Source organism: Thermocaproicibacter melissae (genome assembly GCF_024498295.1).
In the GTDB taxonomy this organism is placed as follows: Bacteria; Bacillota; Clostridia; order Oscillospirales; family Acutalibacteraceae; genus Thermocaproicibacter; species Thermocaproicibacter melissae.
Genome location: NZ_CP101827.1, coordinates 405,172 through 427,628, shown reverse-complemented (window position 1 = coordinate 427,628; position 22,457 = coordinate 405,172). Strand labels below are relative to the sequence as shown.

Below are 22,457 nucleotides of genomic sequence, written 5' to 3'. Positions count from 1 at the left end.
AGCATTGTATTCATGGTGCTGAACCAATCTGTTTTCCGGCTGGAACACGCCGAATATTCCTATATTCCGGGGGAACCGGCACTCTCGGATATAAACCTTGAAATCAAAAGCGGAGAGCGCGTCTGCATTCTCGGCGCGAATGGGTGCGGAAAGTCCACTCTGCTAAAAATGTTTGCCGGTTTGTTCTTCCCGCAGAGCGGTTCGTTTTCCGCATTCGGCGAACGACTCACAAAAGGCCGCTTTGAAGATGACTCCTTTGCTGCAAGCTATCACCGCAGAGTCGGGTTCATCTTTCAGTCTGCCGACATTCAACTGTTTTGCGGCACGGTTCGGGACGAAATTGCGTTCGGGCTGCTGCAGCAGGACCTTTCGGAAAAAGAAGTTCGGAGCCGCACAGACGACGTCATGCGCATGCTCGGCATTGAGGCGCTCGCGGAGAAGCCGCCGTTCCGCCTGAGCGGAGGCGAAAAGAAGAAGGTCGCACTTGCCGCCGTTCTTGCTATGAATCCCGAAGTGTTGATTCTCGATGAACCGACAAACGGACTTGACCCGAGAACGCAATCGTGGCTTATACGCCTTTTGGACGCTCTGCACGCAGCCGGAAAAACCATTATTTCCTCTACGCACGATTTAGGGCTTGTAACGCGAATTTCCGACCGTGCGGTATTATTCTCTGAAAATCATACGATTGCCGTGGACTGTGCTACACAAGACGTGGTGCAAAATATTTCTCTACTAAAATCCGTCAATTTGATTGATGATTCCGTTTGATTGCACGTTCCCTCTGTGTTATAATCAGTTCAACGAAAAACGACATCAGGCGGTGACGGAATGCAGATTATGATCGTAGACGGCCAAGGCGGCGGCATTGGCAAGGCCGTGATTGAAACCATCCGAAAACGCCTCGGCGACAGTATTCCGATCGTTGCGCTTGGCACAAACGCGCTTGCCACTTCCGCCATGCTGAAAGCGGGGGCAAACGAAGGGGCCACAGGAGAAAATGCAATCCTCGTCTGCGCACCGAAAGCAGACGTTATCATCGGAAGCATCGCAATCATCTGTGCAAACTCCATGCTCGGAGAGCTGACCCCGGCAATGGCGCGCGCCATTGCGGAAAGCCCCGCAAGAAAGCTTTTAATTCCTCTGAGCCGGCAGAATATATCGGTGATGGGTGTTACAGGAAAGCCGCTTCCACATTATGTGGAAGACGTGATTCAGGTGTTGAAGGAACTGACAGAAGGTGACTGAACATATGTGTGAAGCAAATGTCTACTGGTTGGATGAACAGGGCAAAACGAGCTTGCTGATGGACTCCGTCGATAAAATCATCCCGGAAGAGGACGGCAAGATTTTTCTCGAGAATATTTACGGAGAACGCAAAACCGTCGCCGCCCGCATCAAGCGGATGGAGCTTGTTGACCATAAAATTTATTTTGAGCCGAAGCACGATTAACTTATAAAAAGCAACAGCCCGGTGCAGAATTTGTCCCCAATAGGACGAGTCTGTTACCGGGCTGTTTTGTTTTCTTCTTTCTACGCAGAAGCCGTTTTCCGCAGCTGCGTTCCCATGTTTTGTGCTATGAAGCGTCGGCTATGTCAAGAGAAGTTCGCAATTTGGGGACTCCACGAAATGAATTAAGCTGCGCTTAGCAGAAGTGTCTGAATCGATTTGGGATTCAAATATGCTCTGGAAACGGACCAGTCTTCAGCGTATTCCATGAGATATGTTGTAACCAACCGCAGATAGGAATCTTTGTTTGGGAATATCCCGACGACGTTGGTTCTGCGCCGGATTTCCTTGTTCAGCCGTTCCAGCATATTGGTCGATGAGATTTTACGGGCATCAAGCTCGGGGAATGCATAGAAAGCCAGTGAGTCCTCCAGCCCGTCTTCCAGAAGCTCGATTGCTTTGGGAAACCGCTTCCCATATTGCTCCGACAACTGTTTTGCGCGCTGTCGCGCTAATTGGACGGAAGGCGCCAGCCAGATTTCTTTCAGTTGGACCGCAAAGGATTCTTTTTCTTTCTGCGGTATATGGGCCAGAATATTTCGCATGAAATGCACTTTGCAGCGTTGCCAGGATGCGCCGGGAAAACTTTCTCGGATGGCGGCAATCAGCCCTTTGTTCGCATCGGAAACCACCAGCAGCGGTGTTTTCAAGCCGCGATCCAAAAGACTTTGAAACAACTGGGAATAGCTCTCTTTGGATTCGTCCAGCATCGGCTCCACGGCGAGAATGTCCCTGTGCCCTTGCTCGTTGACGCCGCAGACAACCATCACCGCCATGCTGACGACACGGCCATCCATACGGACTTTTTCGTACAGGGCATCCGTCCAAATGACAGGATAACGAGTATCCGTCAGAGAACGGTTGCGAAATTCCTGTACCTGTTCATTGAGCCCTTTTGTCATCTCACTGACCTGACTGCGGGAGAGGTTCTCTATCCCCAGACTGTGAGCCAACTTTTCCATCTTCCGTGTGGACACGCCCTGCACGAATGCCTCCTGAATAACCTGTACCAGCGCCGCCTCGCTGCGTTTGCGTTCAGTGACAAAGAACGGGATATATCCATGGCTGCGCAGCTTTGGCACCATGAGATACATCGTCCCTACGCGAGTATCCAGCCTCCGGGGACGATATCCGCAGCGGTAGTCACTTCGAGACGGATTGTGCGCATTCTTTTCCGCCCCCACAAGGCCGGAAACCTCCGCCTCCATCAGTTGAGCGCAGAGCCATTCCAGCATACTGAGCATCGGGTCGGGCTCCGCCATACATTTCAGTAGCAATTCCGTAAGATCTGTGTTATTCTTTCCTTGAGTCATTGGGACCAACTCCTTTTTGAATGTCTTGACACCATTCATTTTAAAGGAGTCCCAATGGCTTTTCTATACCTTCTCGAAATTGCGAACTTTATTGTACTCTATCGAAGCGTCAGGTTTGAAACGTTGCATTTGGGGGGGAGTTTCCTTATAATTATTATATGCAACACATACAATTTAAAGCGACGCTGTTGAAAGGAAGGAGGATTTATGATAAAAATTGACAATCGGGTCCGCGCCGTTTTCCTGAAAGTTCTGATGATTATGGCAGGTGCAACGCTTTCCTCCATCGGACTTGAAATTTTTCTGATTCCGAACGATATGATTGACGGGGGTGTCGTCGGAATCTCGATTATGGCGAGCTACCTCACTCATCTGCCCTTGGGATTGTTCACCTTCTGCCTGAATCTTCCATTCCTGCTAATCGGGTATAAGCAGTTCGGAAAAACTTTTGTGATTTCAACTTTGTTTGCCGTCTCATGCCTTTCCATAGGCGTTTCTCTGTTCCACCCGATTCCGAGTCTGACGCAAGACACATTTCTGGCAGCAATCTTCGGCGGCATCATCAACGGTGCCGGAGTAGGCCTGATTATTCGAGCCGGAGGTTCCCTTGACGGAACCGAAATCGTTGCCATTATTTTTGACAAGCGAACCAGTTTTTCCATCGGCGAAATCGTAATGTTCTTCAACATATTCATTCTCGGAATCGCCGGTTTCCTCTATGGGTGGGACCGCGCCATGTATTCGCTGGTGGCATACTTTATCGCGTTCAAGGTCATTGATATTGTGGTGGAAGGCTTGGACGAATCGAAAGCCGTTTTTATTGTTTCCGACCGCTACGCCGAAATTACCGATGCGCTTTCGGCAAGATTGGGCCGCGGCGTGACACTTCTGGAAAGCCAAGGCGGCTATTCCAAAACAGAAACGATGGTAATTTACATTATCGTCTCCCGTCTTGAAATTGCGAAACTGAAATCCATTGTCCTTGGCTTTGACAATGACGCGCTGATTACAATCGGCAGCGTGGAAGTCGCCGGTAAAAAATACAGAAAAAAAGCAATTCACTGAATTGCTTCAAAGACGGCTGCGGTGCAGCCGTCTTTTTTTGTTCAGGTGTGAAAAATCTTCTCGCGTTTTAGAACATTGTTACAAAATTTGTCGAAAGAACACAGATTGTCTATTGCATATTTAGTATTACCATGCTATAATCATTCCAAAATATGGTGTAGGTTGTATGGAATCGTGATATCGCACAACCGCACCGTATCTTTGCGTAAACGGGGGATTGCCTTCTGAAAATATGCGGACTGCAAAAGCTCACTCTACTTGATTACCCCGAAAAAATGGCATGTACCGTTTTCACCGGTGGGTGCAATCTGCGCTGCCCATTCTGCCACAACGCTTCGCTCGTAGTCGGGGCGATGCCCGATGAAATTCCTCAGAGCGAATTGTTCTCATATCTGGAAAAAAGGCGCAAGGTGCTCGACGGCATCTGCCTTACCGGAGGAGAACCGCTTCTGCAGGACGGCGTAGAGGATTTTTTGAAGCGTGTCAGAGAGCTCGGCTACTCGATCAAGCTCGACACAAACGGCACATTCCCGGAAAAGCTTCGGAAGCTTATCGAATCCGGTCTGGTCGATTATGTTGCGATGGACATTAAAAATTCGCCGGAACGATATGCGGAGACAGTCGGCGTACCCGGCTTTGACGATTCTCCCATTCGGGAGAGCATCGATTTTCTTCTTTCCGGCTCCGTAGATTACGAATTTCGCACAACAGTCGTCCGAGAGCTGCACAATGCGGAATCTCTCGCCGCTGCCGCCCGTTCCATTCAGGGCGCGAAAAGGTATTATCTGCAGAAGTTCGTAGATTCCGGTGAACTAATCGGCTGCGGTTTCTCCGCTGTTTCCGATGAAGAGATGAAGGAATTCTTGGAACTTGTTTCTCCCTTTGTACAATCCGCCGCGCTGCGCGGCGTTTAATATCTAAATTAAAGGGGTTTGGGGAAATGTATGAGGTAGTGAAAAGGGACGGAGCCGTCGTTGCTTTTGATATTTCAAAAATCAGCGCGGCCATCGGCAAAGCATTTGAAGCATTGGACAAGCAATGCAACAAAGATATTTTGGACTTGCTCGCACTCCGCGTTACGGCTGACTACGCACCCAAAATCAAGGACAACAAAATCGGCGTTGAAGCGATTCAGGACAGTGTGGAATCGGTGCTGATTCAAGCCGGCTATGCTGACGTTGCGAAATGCTATATTCTCTACCGCAAACAGCGCGAGAAAATCCGCAACATGAAGTCCACCATTCTGGACTACAAGCAGGTTGTTGACAGCTACGTGAAATTCACCGACTGGCGTGTAAAGGAAAATTCCACTGTTACCTATTCGGTAGGCGGCCTGATTCTCAGCAACTCGGGCGCCATTACCGCAAACTACTGGCTTTCCGAAATCTACGACGAAGAGATTGCGAACGCACATCGCAACGCGGATATTCATATTCACGACCTTTCGATGCTTACCGGCTACTGCGCCGGCTGGAGCCTGAAACAGCTGATTCAGGAGGGGCTCGGCGGGGTTCCCGGCAAAATCACCTCTGCACCGGCAAAGCATCTCGTTTCCCTATGCAACCAGATGGTCAACTTCCTCGGCATCATGCAGAATGAATGGGCGGGTGCACAGGCTTTCTCATCGTTCGACACTTACTTGGCGCCGTTCGTCAAAGTGGACAACCTTTCCTACTATGAAGTCAAAAACTGCATTCAGTCTTTCATTTACGGCGTGAATACGCCCAGCCGCTGGGGTACGCAGGCACCGTTCTCTAACATTACATTGGACTGGACGGTTCCGGATGACCTTGCTGAATTACCGGCAATTGTCGGCGGCAAAGAAATGGATTTCAAATATAAAGACTGCAAAAAAGAAATGGACATGATCAACAAGGCCTTCATCGAGACGATGCTGGAAGGAGACGCCAACGGCCGCGGATTCCAATACCCGATCCCGACTTACTCCATCACGAAGGACTTTGATTGGTCTGACACGGAAAACAACCGCCTGCTCTTTGAGATGGCTTCCAAATACGGCACTCCTTATTTCTCCAACTACATCAACAGCGATATGAAGCCCACCGACGTGCGCAGCATGTGCTGCCGCCTGCGCCTTGACCTTCGCGAGCTGCGCAAGAAATGCGGCGGATATTTCGGAAGCGGTGAAAGCACCGGCTCTATCGGCGTTGTCACCATCAATATGCCCCGCATTGCTTATCTTGCGGAGAACGAAGAAGACTTCTACGCGCGCCTCGACCATATGATGGACATCGCCGCGCGTTCCCTGAAAATCAAGCGTGAAATTATCACTCGCCTTCTGAAGGAGGGCCTGTATCCTTACACGAAACGTTATCTCGGTTCGTTTGACAACCATTTCTCCACCATCGGCCTTGTGGGGATGAATGAAGCCTGCCTGAACGCCAAGTGGATTCGTGAGGATTTGACCCATCCGAAAGCGCATGCATTTACAAAAGACGTCCTGATTCATATGCGCGAACGCCTCTCCGATTATCAGGAGCAATACGGCGACCTCTACAACCTGGAAGCCACACCTGCCGAATCAACGGCCTATCGCCTTGCGAAGCACGATGTGGAACGCTACCCGGACATCATTACGGCTTCCGAACACGGAAAGACGCCGTATTACACCAATTCCTCGCATCTTCCGGTCGGCTACACTGACGACATTTTCGAAGCGCTCGACCTGCAGGACGACCTGCAAACGCTTTACACATCCGGTACCGTGTTCCACGCGTTCCTCGGTGAAAAGCTGCCGGATTGGAAGGCTGCGGCCACTCTGGTACGCAAAATTGCAGAGAACTACAAGCTGCCGTATTACACGCTCTCCCCAACCTATTCTGTCTGCAAGAACCACGGCTACCTCACAGGGGAACACTTCACCTGCCCGAAGTGCGGTGAACCAGCCGAGGTTTACAGCCGCATAACCGGTTATTACCGTCCGGTTCAGAACTGGAACGACGGTAAGACAGAAGAATACCATGCGCGCAAGCTGTATAACTTGAACACATCTCGCATTGAGGGTCACGGAACAATCAAAAAAGAAATGACTAAACCGGAATCCCAGACGGCTGCCAAAGGCGAAGACGGTACCATTTACCTTTTCACAACAAAGACCTGCCCGAACTGCAAACTCGCAAAGACGTTCCTTGACAAGGCCGGCATTTCTTATCGCGTTGTCGACGCAGAAGAAAACCTTGACCTAGTTGAGAACTATGGGATTCGTCAGGCTCCGACTCTTGTCGTCATTCACAACGGGAACGTCCTGCGTTATGCGAACGCTTCCAACATCAAAAAATATGCTGAGGAGCAATGCTGAAAGTCACCTCGAACATAATAACGAGCTTTCCCTGAAGCCGGGGAAAGCTCGCTTTTTTGTATAAAGCGGAAATTTTCCAAGGCAACGCGAGGGGACTAATTATACTTCTAGCCGCTGTTCGGCGTCGAATCTGCTTATGCCTGCGCGTTTTCCGCCTACAAATTGACGCGAAACAGTGCGCTAAATCGAGATAAAAGAAGATAAATACCATATTCTACTGAATGAATCTGTTTTGCACCGCTTTTTTCCGTTTTGTAAATTGAAGAATAATTTGAAAAGCGTAAATTCTGATGCTATAATATTAATCTAAGTTTATCCTAAAGTCGTCGGAGTGTTGATATGAATCTAAAAAACATTATTTTAGGGAAACCACTAAAAAACAGCGACATCTCAAACGAAAAGCTTTCTAAAGTTTGGGGACTCTCGGTTCTGGCAAGCGACGCTGTATCGTCTGTTGCCTATGCCGGCGAGGAAATCCTCCTTGTTTTGGTCCCAGTCATGGGGCTCTCCGCCTTCCATGTCGCACCACTGGTAACTCTCCCGATTCTTCTTCTTCTTGTTGTGTTGATTATCTCCTATTCACAAGTAATTGCCGCCTACCCAAAGGGCGGCGGAGCATACAGTGTAACAAAGGAAAACCTCGGCAAATATCCGGCGCTCGTCGTCGCAACCGCATTGATTACAGACTACATTATGACGGTAGCCGTCAGCATTTCGTCGGCGACCGCGGCCATAACATCCGTTTTCCCGCAGCTTATCAACTACAAGGTACTGGTTGCACTGTGTTTTGTTCTATTTATAACCATCGGCAATCTCCGCGGAATCCGGGAATCTGCAAAGCTTTTCGGGATTCCGACCTATATCTTCATATTTTCTATGGCAATCTTGATTATTGTCGGTCTTACTAGGGTCGCACTCCACAACATTCAGCCGCTGACTTACGCACCGAATGACCCAAACGTGATCAGCCAGAATTTCAACTCTTCTGTCGCCGGCATTTCCATAGCTCTGCTTCTGCATGCGTTTTCTTCCGGATGCTCTGCGCTGACCGGCGTTGAAGCTGTTTCAAACGCAGTTCCTTCTTTCAAAGAGCCTTCTCAGCGTAATGCGAAAACCGTCCTTTATATGCTCGGCGGGATAAGCATTTTCCTGTTCGGCGGCTCCATTCTTCTGGAATCTGCCCTGCAGGTCATGCCGATGAAAAATGTAACAGTCATCTCCCAGGTTGCCAGCGCTGTTTTTAACGGTACCTGGTTCTCGTTCATGTATTATGTCATTCAGATTTTCACGGCGCTGATTCTGATTCTTGCCGCTAATACGGCTTACAACGGACTTCCGGTTCTGCTTTATATTCTGGCTCACGATAATTATGTTCCCCGCCAATTTGCTCACCGCGGAACAAAGCTGAGCTTTTCCAACGGAATTCTGTTTATTTTCGTCGTTGCAAGCCTTCTCATCATCGGCTTTGGCGCTGACACCCACAGAATGATTCCACTTTACACCATTGGGGTATTCATTTCCTTCACCCTGTGCCAGTTCAGTATGATGCGCTATTGGCTGCGCACAAAGGCCAAGGGCTGGAAATATAAAATCTGGATTAACGGGCTTGGCACCCTAATGACTTTGGTTGACACCTTCGTTATCGTCTACAACAAGTTCCTCGACGGTGCGTGGATGGTCATCGCAGCAATGCCGGTTCTGATGGCATTTATGATCTATGTAAACCGGCACTACACCTATGTGGGCAAGCAGCTGGAACTGAAACAGTTCGGCCCCTATCATTCCGACACATCGGTTGGAGACAGCCCGTGCATCGTGCTGATGCAGTCCATCAATAAATCTCTTTTAAAGTCACTCAACTATGCAAAGACAATTTCGGACAACACAATCGTGCTTCACATCTGCCGACATCCGGAGCATGCCGCTGAACTGAAAAAGCAGTGGGAAGAGCTCAACATTCCAATTCCTTTGGAAGTTGTTCTGACGCCCTACCGCGACATTATGAAGCCGTTTGATGATTATATCTGGGCCAAAGAGGCACAGCTGAAACACGGTCAGTTTATCTCCGTAATCATCGTGAAATTTGTTACCGACCACTGGTATGATAACCTTCTGCACAGCCAGAACACTTATTTCTTTGAGCGGATGCTTTCGAAACATAAAAACGTCACCGCAACCATTATGCCGTTCCATTATAACCAGAATCAAGAACAGCTAAGGCTCCATTCCGAAAACCCATCGTCTGAAAAAACGTAATTGCATTATACTCCAAGTAAAACAGCCGGGGATTTTTCCCCGGCCGTTTTCGCTATCTCTTTGTGAATAATTTTCTCATTGATATTGACTTTCTTGTGGCTCAAGATTTCTGCATACTGCACTGCGTTAATGGCAAAAATAAAAACCGGAAACAAAGTTTCCGGTTTTGGAGCTACTGGTCCGACTCGAACGGACGACCTGCGCATTACGAATGCGCTGCTCTACCAACTGAGCCACAGTAGCATTAACTCAGTGACTCAAATATTATATCGAAAAAGTCAGCTGTAGTCAAGCCCTTTTTCAAAAAGTATTTCACAGCTGTGAATAGGATTCACGTGTTGATAAAATATCACTCAGTTTGTAATAGACTTATTTTAGTGGTTTTTTAACATTTTTTTATCACAACCATCCTACTTTATATAGGAAAAGGGCGATTTCAATTGCTTAACATTAATGAACGTCTTCGAGAACTGCGTGTAAAATTTGGCTATACGCAAAATCAGATTGCTAAGCTTTTGAACATCGATCGGTCTACATATGCCTACTACGAAACTGGCAAGACCCATCCGGATATTGGTTCCCTCCTTCTTCTTGCGAGAATGTACAATATTTCATTAGATGAACTGCTGGAGGACGAAACCGCACCGAAATCGGTTTGTGACCGCCGCTTAGTCAAAGATTATGTACGCGGCAATAAAAACTCAAGTCATATTTACGATCTCTCCACCGAGGAAAAAGACTTGATCGGTGCTTTCCGGACATGTTCCGATGAGGAACGTAAGAAAATCATGGAGTTGGCTTTCTCCATAATCAAGAAACACGGTGGGTCATCCCGTTCTCGCTGATTATTCCCGCTTCAAACAGCGGGAATTTTTTGTGTTCTTTTCCTAAACCTCTTTCTATGTTAAAATATCACCAAAGGAATGGAGGTTGCTGCTATGAATTTTGACGCTTTGACGGGCGGAGTAGAACCGGGCGGTCTTCGTACGAAGAGCGATATTCGCATTCTGATTTGTTATCTTCTTACAAGCATCAAAGCGCCGCTCGCAAAGGATGATTTAATCAGTATTGCGGTTGACAACGGCCTAGCCAATTATTTTGAACTTGTCGGAGCGATCTCCGAAATGGCGGAAAAAGGAATCATCACGATAAGCGGAGACAACGGTGAATTTTGTTCCGCAACCGACACCGCTTTCATGATTTCAAAGCAGCTTGACGCAGAACTCCCCCCATCGGTACGCCAGAAAGCGCGTAATGCTGCTATTGCCTTGCTCGCCAAAGCAAAACGCGAACAGGAAAACCGGGTTGAAATTGAACCGGTCGAACGCGGATATCGGGTAACGTGCCATATTTCAGGCGGAAAAGAGGACCTGATGAATTTCTCGCTCTGTGTGCCCGACCTTGCTCAGGCGAACACGGTAAAGGAAAACTTTCAGAACTCACCGGAAACCGTCTACCGCATGCTCCTAGCGCTTGTTACGGGTGAGTATGACGTTGCCTCGGGAATTTTAAAGGAAAACACAAAAAAGGAATAATCTTTTCCATAAAAAAATTGCCGAACCTCAGCAGCTTTGCGAGGCTCGGTAGTTCATGCACGATTGATAGATTTTTTATGTGTTTGCGATGATGATGTGCGCCATAATATCGGCCACATCCTCGCAGCAGTCTAGAGAATCCTCGAGAGTTTGGTACAGGCTCTGCCTGCGCATAACTTCGACGGGGTCATGCTGCTGCTCCGGATCAAACATATTGCGCATAGCTCCGATGAAGAGCACATCGCCTTCTTCTTCAATATGGTTCACGCGAATCGAAATTTCATGAAGGTCTGCCTGGTTTTTCTTGAAATGCTTAAAAGCATGCATCATGTTGCAGAGTTCCGTGCACGCGGAAGCAATCAGTTCAACAAATTTCTCTGCAGTTTCGTCTTTCTTTTCAATGTGCATCATGTATACTTGATTGCCGACATCGTCAATGCTGTCGGTCAGTGCTTCAATTGCCGCAACCAGATTCATCATATCCGGGCGTTCAATCGGTGTAATAAAAGCGTCTTCAATCAGCTTAGAGCATTCATGAACGTGCTTGTCTCCTTCGTGTTCGATCGCTTTCAGCTGTTTGATTTCTTCCTCATTGATTCTATCTGCGGCAAATGCACGCTTCAGCGTTTGTGCTGCGCGGGATGAAATTTCCATTCCTTTTTCAAACAGAATAAAATAATCCGGTCCCTTTGAAAAAAAAGTGCTCATTTTTCTGCCCCTGTCTTTCATTTGTCCATATGTATATTTCTGGCCCGTTCTCATTTGCTTTGGCAGCTTATGACTGCTTCCGATATCTTATTATATCGAATCGAATGATTCATTTCAATCCTCACGATTTCTTTTTTGCGCTATGCACAGCCGGAGATACTTTTGGGAAAGAATAATCTGCGATGAGTATAAAATCACTTGATTTTTCTCATGTGTTTATCGTATCTTAAAAAATGTATGCTATTAAATAAAACGGAAAGGAGATAGATTGTTGGACTTTGGCTTTCTTGTAGATGTATTTCTTCATCTGGACGTTCATCTTGCTTCCTTTATGCAGCAATACGGTACCCCGGTTTATGTGATGCTGTTTCTGATCATATTCTGTGAAACAGGTCTGGTCGTAACACCGTTCCTGCCGGGTGACTCTCTCATCTTCGCCGCCGGCGCACTCGCCGCAACCGGAATTGTCAGCTGGACCGCCCTGCCGCTTTTCATGATTGCGGCCGTGACTGGGAATATGCTCAACTACCAAATTGGCCTCTTCCTGAGTGACAAGGTAAAGCAGCGTAAGAAAATGCGATTCATTAACCAGGAAGACCTTGACCGAACGCAGGAATTTTTTGATAAGTATGGCGGGATCACAATCGTGATTACACGTTTTATGCCCATTCTTCGGACATTCTCGCCATTTGTTGCAGGTGTCGGCAAAATGTCTTACCGCCGTTTTCTCTTGTTTAACACTGTCGGCGGAGTATCTTGGGCTGCAGTATTCTTCTTCATCGGGTACTTCTTCGGGAATCTTCCCGCTGTTAAGCAGCATTTCAGCATGGTAGTCATCGCCATTATTTTCGTTTCTGTCATTCCTGCTGTTGTGGCGTTTTTTAAAAACAGAAAGAATAAAAAAGAGAAAAAATGTGAGGAAGGCCAAATCTGAGTCTGACTTTTCTGACAGGATAAAGAATCCCCCGCTGAAGCATAGAATTTCAGCGGGGGATTCCTATTCTGACTGGTTCTGCTAATTATGGGGGACTTCTGATGTGCCTTTTTCGCGCAGATATGTACTCTCTAGGTCTGCAAGGTGCAATTTGACTGCCAACGGGTATTTTTCATATGCCTGACTGATTGCAAAGCTGCCTCCCCTCGCAGCCTCATCAAACCCGCCCATGTGCCAGCGGATTGCGATTGCCTCGGAAGCCTTAAGCCGCATAAAACGCTCAATGAGAAATACGGATTTCTCACCGTGCCCATAGGGGTAAGGGTCATCAATCGTATATTGCACACGTTTTTCCCACTGGCCCGTTTCCTCGTTTTTATAATTGCGGTAACCTTTCTTGTAAAACTGTGCCTTGCAGATATCATGCAGCAGAGCGCAAATTGCAAAGCTCTCCTCGCTGTCATGTTCTTCGTCGAAATGCTTTTCGCGCATCACATGATAAACACTGACGCTGTGCTGAACAAGTCCGCCCAAGCAGGCACAATGAAATTTTGTGCTCGCCGGAGCAACAAAAAAATCCGTCGTCTGCAGCCAAGCAAGAAGCTCTGCAGAACCTGCGCGCGTAATATGTTCCCGGTAGATCGCTTCAAATTCTTCACGATAACCCATAAAATTCCCCCTAACGTTACAAACGGATTATACCATATTTCTGAGATTTTTGCTTCACCCCACTTTCTCCGATTTTAGACCGCTATTTTGTAAAAAAGCTCCAATTTTAACTATATCTTCAGGCAGAATATACAATTGCAATTAAATATCGTAAAAATTTTGTTCATTTTGTCAATTTTATTGGATTTCAAAGCCTTGTGTTGTGTTAATTTTAACGGTTTTTTGTTTAAAATCATGATTGTTTTTTTGTATAAATCATTGTAGAATTAGTTACGAAGAGGAGAGAAAGTGTACAGTTAATTTCGAGTACGTCTTTTCCTCACAACAGAGGGACTTCACCATTTTTTCACAAACGGAAAACGCCTACAGCTTTATTTGCTGTAGGCGTTTTCCGTTATGCTTTTTTGAATCTTTTTTCGAGGAATGTTTTGCACATTCCGACTAATACTATTTTATTGCAGGCGCATGTTTGCCTGCTATGAAAAACTTTGGAAAGGTAATGACCTATGCCTTTTTTTGAAACAAGGCTGAAAAACAGCGACAACACATACCGGGAACTGTTTGTGAGATATCCGAACAACCCGATTTTAACCGCAAAAGACTGGCCTTATGCAGTTAATACCGTATTTAATCCATCCGCCACGATTTTTAACAACCAAACGCTTCTTCTTGCTAGGGTCGAAGATCGTCGTGGTTTTTCGCACTTTACAAAAGCCGTCAGCGATGACGGTGTTACAAACTGGAAAATCGACAAATTCCCAACGCTGGAACCGTCACCGGATTTTCCGGAAGAATCTTGGGGAATTGAGGATCCACGTATTACCTGGATTGATGAACTGGAAAGCTGGGCCGTTGTTTACACTTCTTACTCACGTTCCGGCCCAACTGTTTCTTTGGCATTGACGAAAGATTTTGTTTCTTTTGAAAAAATGGGTTCCATCATGCCGCCGGAAGACAAAGATGCAGCACTCTTTCCCCGCCGATTCCAGGGAAAATGGATGCTGATTCACCGCCCAATCGGGGCAAAACTGACCAGCGAAGAGGAAGTTGGTCCGGGAGCACATATCTGGTTATCGTGCTCCTCCGACCTGAAATATTGGGGCGATCATCAAATCCTTTTGAAAGCTCGGCGAGGCGCATGGTGGGATGCGAACAAAATCGGCCTGTGCTGCCCTCCGCTTGAGACACCCGATGGATGGCTCATTTTGTACCATGGGGTGCGTCAGACTGCCTCAGGGTGCATTTATCGGCTTGGGCTTGCTCTGCTGGACGGAGAAGACCCCACAAAGGTTCTGAGGCGCAGTGATGAGTGGATTTTCGGCCCCGAAGAGTCCTATGAGCGGGAAGGGGATGTGCGTGACGTTGTATTCCCATGCGGATGGGTTCACGATAAAGCTTCCGGTACTGTGCGTATCTATTATGGGGCTGCCGACAGTCGCATCTGTCTTGCGACCGGAACACTGAGTGATCTTTTGGAATATATCAAAAGCTGTCCCGGGCCGTCGGCTGATTCCACTTATTGACGCCTTGTTTGGCTGACCACGTTCCGGAAGAAAGGAGGAAATGATTTTGAAAGCGTTATTCTTAGCCGGCGGTATGGGAACGCGCCTGAGGCCGTTAACCAATCATGTACCGAAGCCGATGGTACCGATTATGGGAATTCCTCTTTTGGAACGGTCTATCGGCGAACTCAAGCAATGCGGAGTCGATGAGATTGTACTCAGCACCTGCTACCAAGCACATGTGATTGAACAGCACTTCGGGCCGGACAGCCGAAACGGAATCAAAATTCATTGTGTCTGCGAAGAAAAGCCGCTCGGCACCGGAGGAGCCATCAAAAACTGTGAAAAATACTTTGACGACACCTTCCTTGTGTTCAATTCCGACATTCTCTGTAATTTTGACTTAAAGGCGCTCGTCGCGTTTCACAAGCGAAAGAAAGCAGACGTAACCATCGCTTCGATTGAAATTCAGGACCCGCAGAATTACGGCGTCATTGAATTTGACCCGGAGGACACCATTCTTTCGTTTACGGAAAAGCCAAAACCCGGTGAAGAAAAATCCCACAACATCAATGCCGGAATCTATGTTTTTGAACCGCGCGTACTGGATGCAATCCCTGCCGGCAAAAAGGTTTCCATCGAGAGGGATATTTTCCCCATGTTATTAAAAGAGGGATACCGCATGGCGGTTTACCGCGGCAACAGCTACTGGATTGACATTGGAACGCCTAAGAAGTATATGCAGGCACACACAGACATTTTTGAAGGCTCCTGCCATGTGCCTGAGAACGATTTCAAGAGTGCCCAGATCTACGGGCGTGAGAACGTTGACCTAGACCCCACCGCTAAAATCACCGGGCCGGTCTGGTTCGGCAAGAACGTTCATATTGGGGCAAATGCCGTCATCGGGCCAAACGTGGTCATCGGTGACGGATTTGAAGCAGGCCGCGGATTGGAGGTGCGCAACAGCGTTATCTGGAAGAATGTTACGGCCGGTAGTGGCGTAAGCTTTGACCATTCCGTTGTAACAAGCGGCTGCAAATTGGATAGCGGCGTGCAGTGCCAAAACATGATTTATTCTCCGGAATGCAAACTCCCATTCACATAATATCGGAAAGGAATGTCTCTCTTGGAAGATAAAAAAATTCCGAATACTCTGTTTCTCAGCACCTACCCCCCTCGCGCCTGTGGAATTGCGACGTTCACCCAAGACTTAATCCACGCTCTGGAAAAGGAATGCGGCTGCACGCCGGGCGTTGTTGCGATCAATGACGGGGCGTATGAGTATCCGCCGGAAGTGAAAATGACGCTGAACCAGTATGACCCGAATTCATACCTGGAAATTGCACAGCAAATCAACGTATCCGGTGCTGAACTATTGATGATTGAACACGAATTCGGCATTTACGGAGGGCGCTGCGGCGAATATCTGTTGAAGCTAACGAAGCTGCTGGAGATTCCTTACCTGCTGACACTTCACACAGTCCTTCCGAACCCCAAAAAGCTGCAGCACACAATTCTGACAAAGCTTGCGGAAGGATGCCGGAAAGTCATTACAATGTCGAACACATCGGTGCAGATTCTGAAAGACGTCTACGGCATTGACCCCGAAAAAATTGCAGTCATCCCGCACGGAGTACCGGAAATCGCCGTTGAGGACCGGGAACAGCTCAAGAAAGAAATCGGCGTTGATGGGCGGTTCGTGGTAAGCACCTTTGGTCTGCTCAGCCCCGGCAAGGGATTGGAGTACGGCATCGGTGCCGTTGCGAGGGTTGCAAAAAAACACCCTGAAATACTCTACCTCATTCTCGGCCAGACACATCCGGTCATCAAAGAAAAGTACGGAGAGCAATACCGAGAAAAGCTCGAAGAAAAAGTTAAGGAACTCGGAATTCAGGATAACGTGCGCTTTGTAAACCGCTACTTGACAAAAGAGGAAATCGTTTTTTACCTTGACGTATCCGACGCCTACATGACGCCGTATCTCGGAAAAGACCAGGCGGTAAGCGGAACCCTTGCCTATGCTGCCGGTTACGGAAGGGTCATTATTTCAACCCCATACCCTTACGCAAAGGAAATGCTTGCGGACGGGCGCGGGCTGCTAGCAAAATTCCGAAGCACAGTTTCCCTCGAAAAGTGTATTCTTCAGGTAATGCGAGACCCCAAGCTGAAGGAGAAAATGGAGCGAAACACCTTGAAACTCGGTCAAAACATGATGTGGAGCAAGGTCGCGGAAAATTATCGCTCTGTTTTCCGGGAGGCTATTTCATGCGGAGAGGGTGCAGAGAATGCCGGAAATTGATTTGCGTTACCTTTTTCGCCTCACGGATGATACCGGAATATTCCAGCACGCCGTACTGGGTATTCCGGATCCATCCGAGGGGTATACGACCGACGACAATGCACGGGCGTTAATTCTGGCCGATATGCTTTATGAGCGCTATGGCGGGAAGCGGTTTGAGGATCTTATCGTTCGCTACCTGAGCTTTTTACTCTATGCCGAACGGGGTCACTGGTTCCGGAATTTTATGAATTATAATCGAGAATTCACCGAAAAGCGCGGCTCCGAAGACTGTTACGGCAGGAGCATCCTAGCCCTCGCATACACCGCTTCCCGCTCATATTTGCCGTCAACAATCCGGGAATGTGCGAAAAATTTGCTTGACCGAACGATTCCTGCCTGTAGAAATCTGAAATATCCGAAAGGAATTGCATATACAGCCGTCGGCCTTTCTTTGTATAACTCCAGTGAAGCTGCTCATTACCGCAAAATCCTACGAGAAGAACTGATTGAAATATATCAAAAATGTCGCAAGAAAAACTGGCATTGGTTTGAAGATGAAATTACATATTGCAGCGGGATTCTGCCTTATGCGATTCTTTGTACATACAACCCAGAAAATCTGCAATTCAAAATCGGACTCGAAAGCCTTGATTTTCTTTCAAAACTGACATTTCGTAACAAGATGTTTTTCCCAGTCGGGTGTAATGGATGGATGAAACGCGGCGGTTCCCCTGCCGTTTATGATGAACAGCCCGTGGAAGCCTGCAACATGATGATGGTTTGCATGAAGGCCTATGAAGCAACCGGCAGCGGCGTTTATTTGGAGCAAGCGAAGCATTGTTTCCAGTGGTACCTTGGGAGAAATATCTCTCACATTTCTATGATAGACCCGGAAACCGGCGGCTGTTGCGACGGGATATCGCCATTCAGAGTCAACAAAAACGAAGGAGCCGAAAGTCTGATTTGCTGGCTGATTTCTGCATTGGTTGCCGAACAGAATGGTTGGTATACCTGAAGTTTCATGAGCAAATGCTGATTTTTGCCGCTTTTTTACTTGACAAGCTACTCCTTTTATGATAAACTAATTGAGTCAACTCGCGAGAGTGGCGAAATTGGCAGACGCGCAAGATTCAGGTTCTTGTGGATGATTAAAAGTCCATAAGGGTTCAAGTCCCTTCTCTCGCACCATTGTGAAAGCGCCTATCATGTTTGGGATATCATGATAGGCGCTTTGTTGTATTTCTGGGAAACTGCAGGAAATCCTAACGTTGTACTGAATTCTCCATCCGCATCTAACCATAATCAAAAGGCCGATGATAATATTCATGGGCCTTTTTGTTTGAATAAACATGCTATGTTTTCGATCATTAATGCTCTGTCTGATTTCCCGCAAATACAGTAAAAGACCGTCCATTCAATGGACGGTCTTTCTGGCTCCCCGTGTTGGACTCGAACCAACGACCCTGCGGTTAACAGCCGCATGCTCTACCGGCTGAGCTAACGAGGAATATTCGTGTTGGCGCCACCTATTGTCCCAGGCCGTCACCAGCCAAGTATCGTCAGCGCATGTGAGCTTAACTTCCGTGTTCGGAATGGGAACGGGTGTACCCTCACTGCAATCGGTACCAACTAATATCGCTGCCCAGCAGCATGAAGTTTTTGTCCTCAGGAAACTGGATTCATCATTTGAACAGTTTCCCGATTCAAATGGTGACCCGTGCGGGACTCGAACCCACGTTAACGGCGTGAGAGGCCGCTGTCTTAACCGCTTGACCAACGGGCCAAAAGATAACTTCATGCCGCCTAGCAGGTATTTGGTGCACCATCAGGGATTCGAACCCGGGACACCCTGATTAAGAGTCAGGTGCTCTACCAGCTGAGCTAATGGTGCATAAATATGTACCCTGAAAACTGAATAAAGGTGAAGCAGGTATGGGCGAGAGATGAGCGCCCGACCGAAGTATGGTCAAGCTCTCGGCCTATTAGTACTGCCAAGCTGAACACGTTACCGTGCTTACACATGCAGCCTATCAACCTTGTAGTCTACAAGGGGCCTCTCCAGCTTACGCTGTGGGATATCTTATCTTGGAGTCGGCTTCACGCTTAGATGCTTTCAGCGTTTATCCGATCCGCACATAGTTGCCCAGCTGTGCCACTGGCGTGACAACTGGTGCGCCAGAGGTGCGTCCATCCCGGTCCTCTCGTACTAAGGACAGCTCTCCTCAAATATCCTACGCCCACGACAGATAGGGACCGAACTGTCTCACGACGTTCTGAACCCAGCTCGCGTACCACTTTAATCGGCGAACAGCCGAACCCTTGGGACCGAATTCAGCCCCAGGATGTGATGAGCCGACATCGAGGTGCCAAACCTCCCCGTCGATGTGGACTCTTGGGGGAGATCAGCCTGTTATCCCCAGGGTAGCTTTTATCCGTTGAGCGACGGCAATTCCACTCTCATACCGCCGGATCACTAACTCCAACTTTCGTTTCTGCTCGGACCGTCATCCTCGCAGTCAGGCTGGCTTTTGCGTTTACACTCTTTCGCACGGTTTCCGTCCGTGCTGAGCCAACCTTTGAGCGCCTCCGTTACCTTTTAGGAGGCGACCGCCCCAGTCAAACTGCCCGTCTAACAATGTCCCCCGACCGGTTTACGGCCGCAGGTTAGAATTTCAGCAACTTAAGGGTGGTATCCCAAGGGTGACTCCGCCGCAGCTAGCGCCGCGGTTTCCCAGTCTCCCACCTATCCTGTACATAAATTGCCGAAACCCAATATTAAACTGCAGTAAAGCTCCATGGGGTCTTTCCGTCTTGTCGCGGGTAACCGGCATCTTCACCGGTACTACAATTTCGCCGGGCGGGTAGTTGAGACAGTGCCCAGATCGTTACACCTTTCGTGCGGGTCGGAACTTACCCGACAAGGAATTTCGCTACCTTAGGACCGTTATAGTTACGGCCGCCGTTTACTGGGGCTTCAATTCGATGCTTGCACATCTCCTCTTAACCTTCCAGCACCGGGCAGGTGTCAGCCCCTATACTTCATCTTTCGATTTAGCAGAGACCTGTGTTTTTGCTAAACAGTCGCCTGGGCCTATTCTCTGCGACCACATCGCTGTGGCACCCCTTCTCCCTAAGTTACGGGGTCAATTTGCCGAGTTCCTTAACTACCCTTCTCCCGCTGGCCTTAGAATCTTCTTCCTGTCTACCTGTGTCGGTTTGCGGTACGGGCGCATCAGATATCCATACAGCTTTTCTCGCCCCACTTCAGGCATACTTCCCTACTCTAATTTCGGTCCCTTACGCCCGGGTCAACCATCGCCCGGGTTATGCCCTTCGCAGGTGTCACTGTACTTAAATCTTTCTGCGGTAACGGAATATCAACCGTTTGTGCATCGGCTACGCCTTTCGGCCTCACCTTAGCTCCCGACTTACTTGGAGCGGACGAACCTTCCTCCAAAAACCTTAGACTTTCGGCCAATATGATTCTCACATATTTCTCGCTACTCATTCCGGCATTCTCACTTCTGTACTGTCCACCAGCGCTTCCGCTCTGATTTCATCCTGTACAGAACGCTCTCCTACCATCCCTTTCGGAATCCCAAGCTTCGGTATATGATTTTAGCCCCGTTGAATTTTCGGCGCAGGGCCACTCGACCAGTGAGCTATTACGCACTCTTTTAATGAATGGCTGCTTCTGAGCCAACATCCTGGTTGTCTGAGCAACCCCACATCCTTTCCCACTTAACCATATTTTGGGACCTTAGCTGTGGGTCTGGGCTGTTTCCCTTTCGACGATGAAACTTATCTCACACCGTCTGACTCCCGCACTTAAATTATCCGGCATTCTGAGTTTGATAGGCTTCGGCAACCTTTCGGCCCCTAGTCCATTCAGTGCTTTACCTCCGGTAATTATGTGCGAGGCTAGCCCTAAAGCTATTTCGGAGAGAACCAGCTATCTCCGGGTTCGATTGGAATTTCACCGCTACCCACACCTCATCCGCTACCATTTCAACGGGAGTCGGTTCGGTCCTCCATGAGGTTTTACCCTCACTTCAACCTGGACATGGGTAGGTCACCCGGTTTCGGGTCGAATACAACTGACTTCTTGCGCCCTATTCAGACTCGGTTTCCCTACGGCTCCGGACCTTAAGTCCTTAACCTCGCCAGTTACATTCACTCGCCGGACCATTCTACAAAAGGTACCCGATCACCCTTTGACGGGCTTTCGGTGCTTGTAAGCACAAGGTTTCAGGTTCTATTTCACTCCCCTCCCGGGGTGCTTTTCACCGTTCCTTCACAGTACTCTTCTCTATCGGTCACCAGGGAGTATTTAGGCTTGGAGAGTGGTCTCCCCATCTTCCCACCGGATTCCTCGTGTCCGGCGGTACTCTGGATACAGCCCCATGTGTTCCGTCTTCGCCTACGCGGCTTTCACGCTGTCTCGCAGGCCTTCCCAGACCTTTCGGCTGACTTCCCACATTTCTTAGCTGTCCGAAACCCCGAGAACATTGCTGCCCTCGGTTTGGCCTCTTCCGCGTTCGCTCGCCACTACTTGCGGAATCTCTCTTGATTTCTTTTCCTCGCCCTACTTAGATGTTTCAGTTCAGGCGGTTCCCCCCGTATACCTATGAATTCAGTATACGGTGACTGGACATGACTCCAGCCGGATTGCTCCATTCGGAAATCTGCGGATCAATACCTACTTACGGTTCCCCGCAGCTTTTCGCAGTTTGTCGCGTCCTTCTTCGGCTCCTGGTGCCAAGGCATTCCCCTTGCGCTCTTTGTAGCTTGACCATGTGATATCGTTCGGTTCTCAAAATTGCAGTTCCCTTAAACAAGATTTCGCAAAACCTTGATTAATTGATAACAACTTTTTCTCGCTTAATATCTGCTTCGTGCTTTATTCAGTTTTCAAGGTACAGACACACAGTGTCATTCGTCGCGCTTTACTCAACCGCTTCCGCAGCCTCGCAGTCGCGCAATTGAGATACTGTATGTTATTTTGCAGGCTCAACCTGCTGGTGGGCTTAAGTGGACTCGAACCACCGACCTCACGCTTATCAGGCGTGCGCTCTAACCGGCTGAGCTATAAGCCCATATCTTCTTCCGGCCAGAGGCTATCAGTGTTTCTTAGCCACAATAGCCGTTGGTGGAGATAAACGGGATCGAACCGTTGACCTCCTGCTTGCAAAGCAGGCGCTCTCCCAGCTGAGCTATACCCCCATATAGGAGTTATTCAACTGTTTGGTCTTTTCTCGTTCTCTTTCCCTGAAGAACCTTCGCCGTCTCCGGCTTGGGGCCTTCAAAATTAAACAACGATTCAGGAATGGTCCTCCGTAATTCTGACCTTGGATTCGCAACA

The 22,457-nt window shown here is 48.3% G+C and carries 17 protein-coding genes, 7 tRNA genes and 2 rRNA genes; 15 read left to right on the top strand and 11 right to left on the bottom strand.

Features of this window, described 5'->3' with window-relative positions:
- The first annotated feature begins 12 nt into the window (after positions 1 to 12).
- From NOG13_RS02135 to NOG13_RS02125, 3 genes are read left to right on the top strand one after another with little or no spacing between them, the layout of a single operon-like run.
- Positions 13 to 771, top strand: a complete 759-nt coding sequence (locus tag NOG13_RS02135; protein WP_283110660.1) for an energy-coupling factor ABC transporter ATP-binding protein — start codon at positions 13 to 15, stop codon at positions 769 to 771.
- A 60-nt stretch (positions 772 to 831) separates the two neighbouring features.
- Complete coding sequence (locus tag NOG13_RS02130) at positions 832 to 1,248, top strand: DUF3842 family protein (protein WP_283110659.1); 417 nt, start codon at positions 832 to 834, stop codon at positions 1,246 to 1,248.
- A 4-nt stretch (positions 1,249 to 1,252) separates the two neighbouring features.
- On the top strand, positions 1,253 to 1,453 hold the full coding sequence (locus NOG13_RS02125; RefSeq protein WP_283110658.1) for a CooT family nickel-binding protein: 201 nt from the start codon (positions 1,253 to 1,255) through the stop codon (positions 1,451 to 1,453).
- Between the two features lie 182 nt (positions 1,454 to 1,635).
- On the opposite strand, the gene NOG13_RS02120 is transcribed toward NOG13_RS02125, so the two are convergent.
- Positions 1,636 to 2,823 (bottom strand): IS256 family transposase, encoded by a 1,188-nt coding sequence (locus NOG13_RS02120; protein WP_135661204.1) that lies wholly within the window; start codon positions 2,821 to 2,823, stop codon positions 1,636 to 1,638.
- Between the two features lie 207 nt (positions 2,824 to 3,030).
- Between NOG13_RS02120 and NOG13_RS02115 the strand changes: the two genes are divergently transcribed.
- The 4 genes from NOG13_RS02115 to NOG13_RS02100 all read left to right on the top strand — a co-directional run bounded on the left by NOG13_RS02115 (position 3,031) and on the right by NOG13_RS02100 (position 9,463).
- Entirely contained in the window at positions 3,031 to 3,888 is an 858-nt protein-coding gene (locus NOG13_RS02115; RefSeq protein ID WP_283110657.1) for a YitT family protein, read from the top strand.
- Between the two features lie 224 nt (positions 3,889 to 4,112).
- On the top strand, positions 4,113 to 4,802 hold the full coding sequence (locus tag NOG13_RS02110; RefSeq protein WP_283111133.1) for an anaerobic ribonucleoside-triphosphate reductase activating protein: 690 nt from the start codon (positions 4,113 to 4,115) through the stop codon (positions 4,800 to 4,802).
- Positions 4,803 to 4,828: 26 nt separating this feature from the next.
- The gene (locus NOG13_RS02105) at positions 4,829 to 7,207 is read left to right on the top strand and encodes a ribonucleoside triphosphate reductase (protein WP_283110656.1); all 2,379 of its coding nucleotides are present in this window, start codon (positions 4,829 to 4,831) and stop codon (positions 7,205 to 7,207) included.
- Positions 7,208 to 7,546: 339 nt separating this feature from the next.
- Complete coding sequence (locus NOG13_RS02100; protein WP_283110655.1) at positions 7,547 to 9,463, top strand: APC family permease; 1,917 nt, start codon at positions 7,547 to 7,549, stop codon at positions 9,461 to 9,463.
- A gap of 167 nt (positions 9,464 to 9,630) precedes the next feature.
- Here the strand turns inward: NOG13_RS02100 and NOG13_RS02095 are convergent.
- A tRNA-Thr gene (locus tag NOG13_RS02095) sits at positions 9,631 to 9,706 on the bottom strand.
- A gap of 197 nt (positions 9,707 to 9,903) precedes the next feature.
- Here NOG13_RS02095 and NOG13_RS02090 point away from each other — a divergent pair.
- Both NOG13_RS02090 and NOG13_RS02085 read left to right on the top strand, forming a co-directional pair.
- On the top strand, positions 9,904 to 10,308 hold the full coding sequence (locus NOG13_RS02090; RefSeq protein WP_283110654.1) for a helix-turn-helix transcriptional regulator: 405 nt from the start codon (positions 9,904 to 9,906) through the stop codon (positions 10,306 to 10,308).
- Positions 10,309 to 10,401: 93 nt separating this feature from the next.
- Complete coding sequence (locus NOG13_RS02085; RefSeq protein WP_283110653.1) at positions 10,402 to 10,998, top strand: DUF4364 family protein; 597 nt, start codon at positions 10,402 to 10,404, stop codon at positions 10,996 to 10,998.
- A gap of 75 nt (positions 10,999 to 11,073) precedes the next feature.
- Here NOG13_RS02085 and NOG13_RS02080 read toward each other — a convergent pair whose 3' ends face one another.
- Positions 11,074 to 11,706 (bottom strand): DUF47 domain-containing protein, encoded by a 633-nt coding sequence (locus NOG13_RS02080; protein WP_283110652.1) that lies wholly within the window; start codon positions 11,704 to 11,706, stop codon positions 11,074 to 11,076.
- Between the two features lie 271 nt (positions 11,707 to 11,977).
- Between NOG13_RS02080 and NOG13_RS02075 the strand changes: the two genes are divergently transcribed.
- A complete protein-coding gene (locus tag NOG13_RS02075) occupies positions 11,978 to 12,640 on the top strand; it encodes a DedA family protein (protein WP_283110651.1) in 663 nt (220 codons plus the stop codon).
- Positions 12,641 to 12,721: 81 nt separating this feature from the next.
- Here NOG13_RS02075 and NOG13_RS02070 read toward each other — a convergent pair whose 3' ends face one another.
- Positions 12,722 to 13,309 (bottom strand): HD domain-containing protein, encoded by a 588-nt coding sequence (locus NOG13_RS02070; RefSeq protein WP_283110650.1) that lies wholly within the window; start codon positions 13,307 to 13,309, stop codon positions 12,722 to 12,724.
- Between the two features lie 506 nt (positions 13,310 to 13,815).
- Here NOG13_RS02070 and NOG13_RS02065 point away from each other — a divergent pair.
- From NOG13_RS02065 to NOG13_RS02045, 5 genes are all read left to right on the top strand, one after another.
- Positions 13,816 to 14,832, top strand: a complete 1,017-nt coding sequence (locus tag NOG13_RS02065; RefSeq protein WP_283110649.1) for a glycoside hydrolase family 130 protein — start codon at positions 13,816 to 13,818, stop codon at positions 14,830 to 14,832.
- Positions 14,833 to 14,878: 46 nt separating this feature from the next.
- Complete coding sequence (locus NOG13_RS02060) at positions 14,879 to 15,919, top strand: nucleotidyltransferase family protein (protein WP_283110648.1); 1,041 nt, start codon at positions 14,879 to 14,881, stop codon at positions 15,917 to 15,919.
- 12 nt (positions 15,920 to 15,931) lie between these two features.
- Positions 15,932 to 17,113 carry a glycosyltransferase family 4 protein gene (locus NOG13_RS02055; RefSeq protein WP_487251190.1) on the top strand — a complete coding sequence of 394 codons (1,182 nt, stop codon included), beginning with the start codon at positions 15,932 to 15,934 and terminating at the stop codon, positions 17,111 to 17,113.
- Complete coding sequence (locus NOG13_RS02050) at positions 17,100 to 18,110, top strand: glycosyltransferase (RefSeq protein WP_283110646.1); 1,011 nt, start codon at positions 17,100 to 17,102, stop codon at positions 18,108 to 18,110. Before NOG13_RS02055 ends, NOG13_RS02050 begins: the two co-directional genes overlap by 14 nt.
- Positions 18,111 to 18,192: 82 nt before the next feature.
- Positions 18,193 to 18,283, top strand: a tRNA-Leu gene (locus NOG13_RS02045).
- A 243-nt stretch (positions 18,284 to 18,526) separates the two neighbouring features.
- On the opposite strand, the gene NOG13_RS02040 is transcribed toward NOG13_RS02045, so the two are convergent.
- From NOG13_RS02040 to NOG13_RS02010, 7 genes are all read right to left on the bottom strand, one after another.
- Positions 18,527 to 18,602: transfer RNA gene (locus tag NOG13_RS02040), tRNA-Asn, on the bottom strand.
- Between the two features lie 7 nt (positions 18,603 to 18,609).
- A 5S ribosomal RNA gene (rrf, locus tag NOG13_RS02035) occupies positions 18,610 to 18,725 on the bottom strand.
- A gap of 78 nt (positions 18,726 to 18,803) precedes the next feature.
- A tRNA-Glu gene (locus tag NOG13_RS02030) sits at positions 18,804 to 18,878 on the bottom strand.
- Between the two features lie 32 nt (positions 18,879 to 18,910).
- A tRNA-Lys gene (locus NOG13_RS02025) sits at positions 18,911 to 18,986 on the bottom strand.
- A 71-nt stretch (positions 18,987 to 19,057) separates the two neighbouring features.
- Positions 19,058 to 21,889 (bottom strand): 23S ribosomal RNA (locus NOG13_RS02020).
- Between the two features lie 225 nt (positions 21,890 to 22,114).
- A tRNA-Ile gene (locus tag NOG13_RS02015) sits at positions 22,115 to 22,191 on the bottom strand.
- Between the two features lie 51 nt (positions 22,192 to 22,242).
- Positions 22,243 to 22,318: transfer RNA gene (locus tag NOG13_RS02010), tRNA-Ala, on the bottom strand.
- Positions 22,319 to 22,457 lie beyond the last annotated feature (139 nt).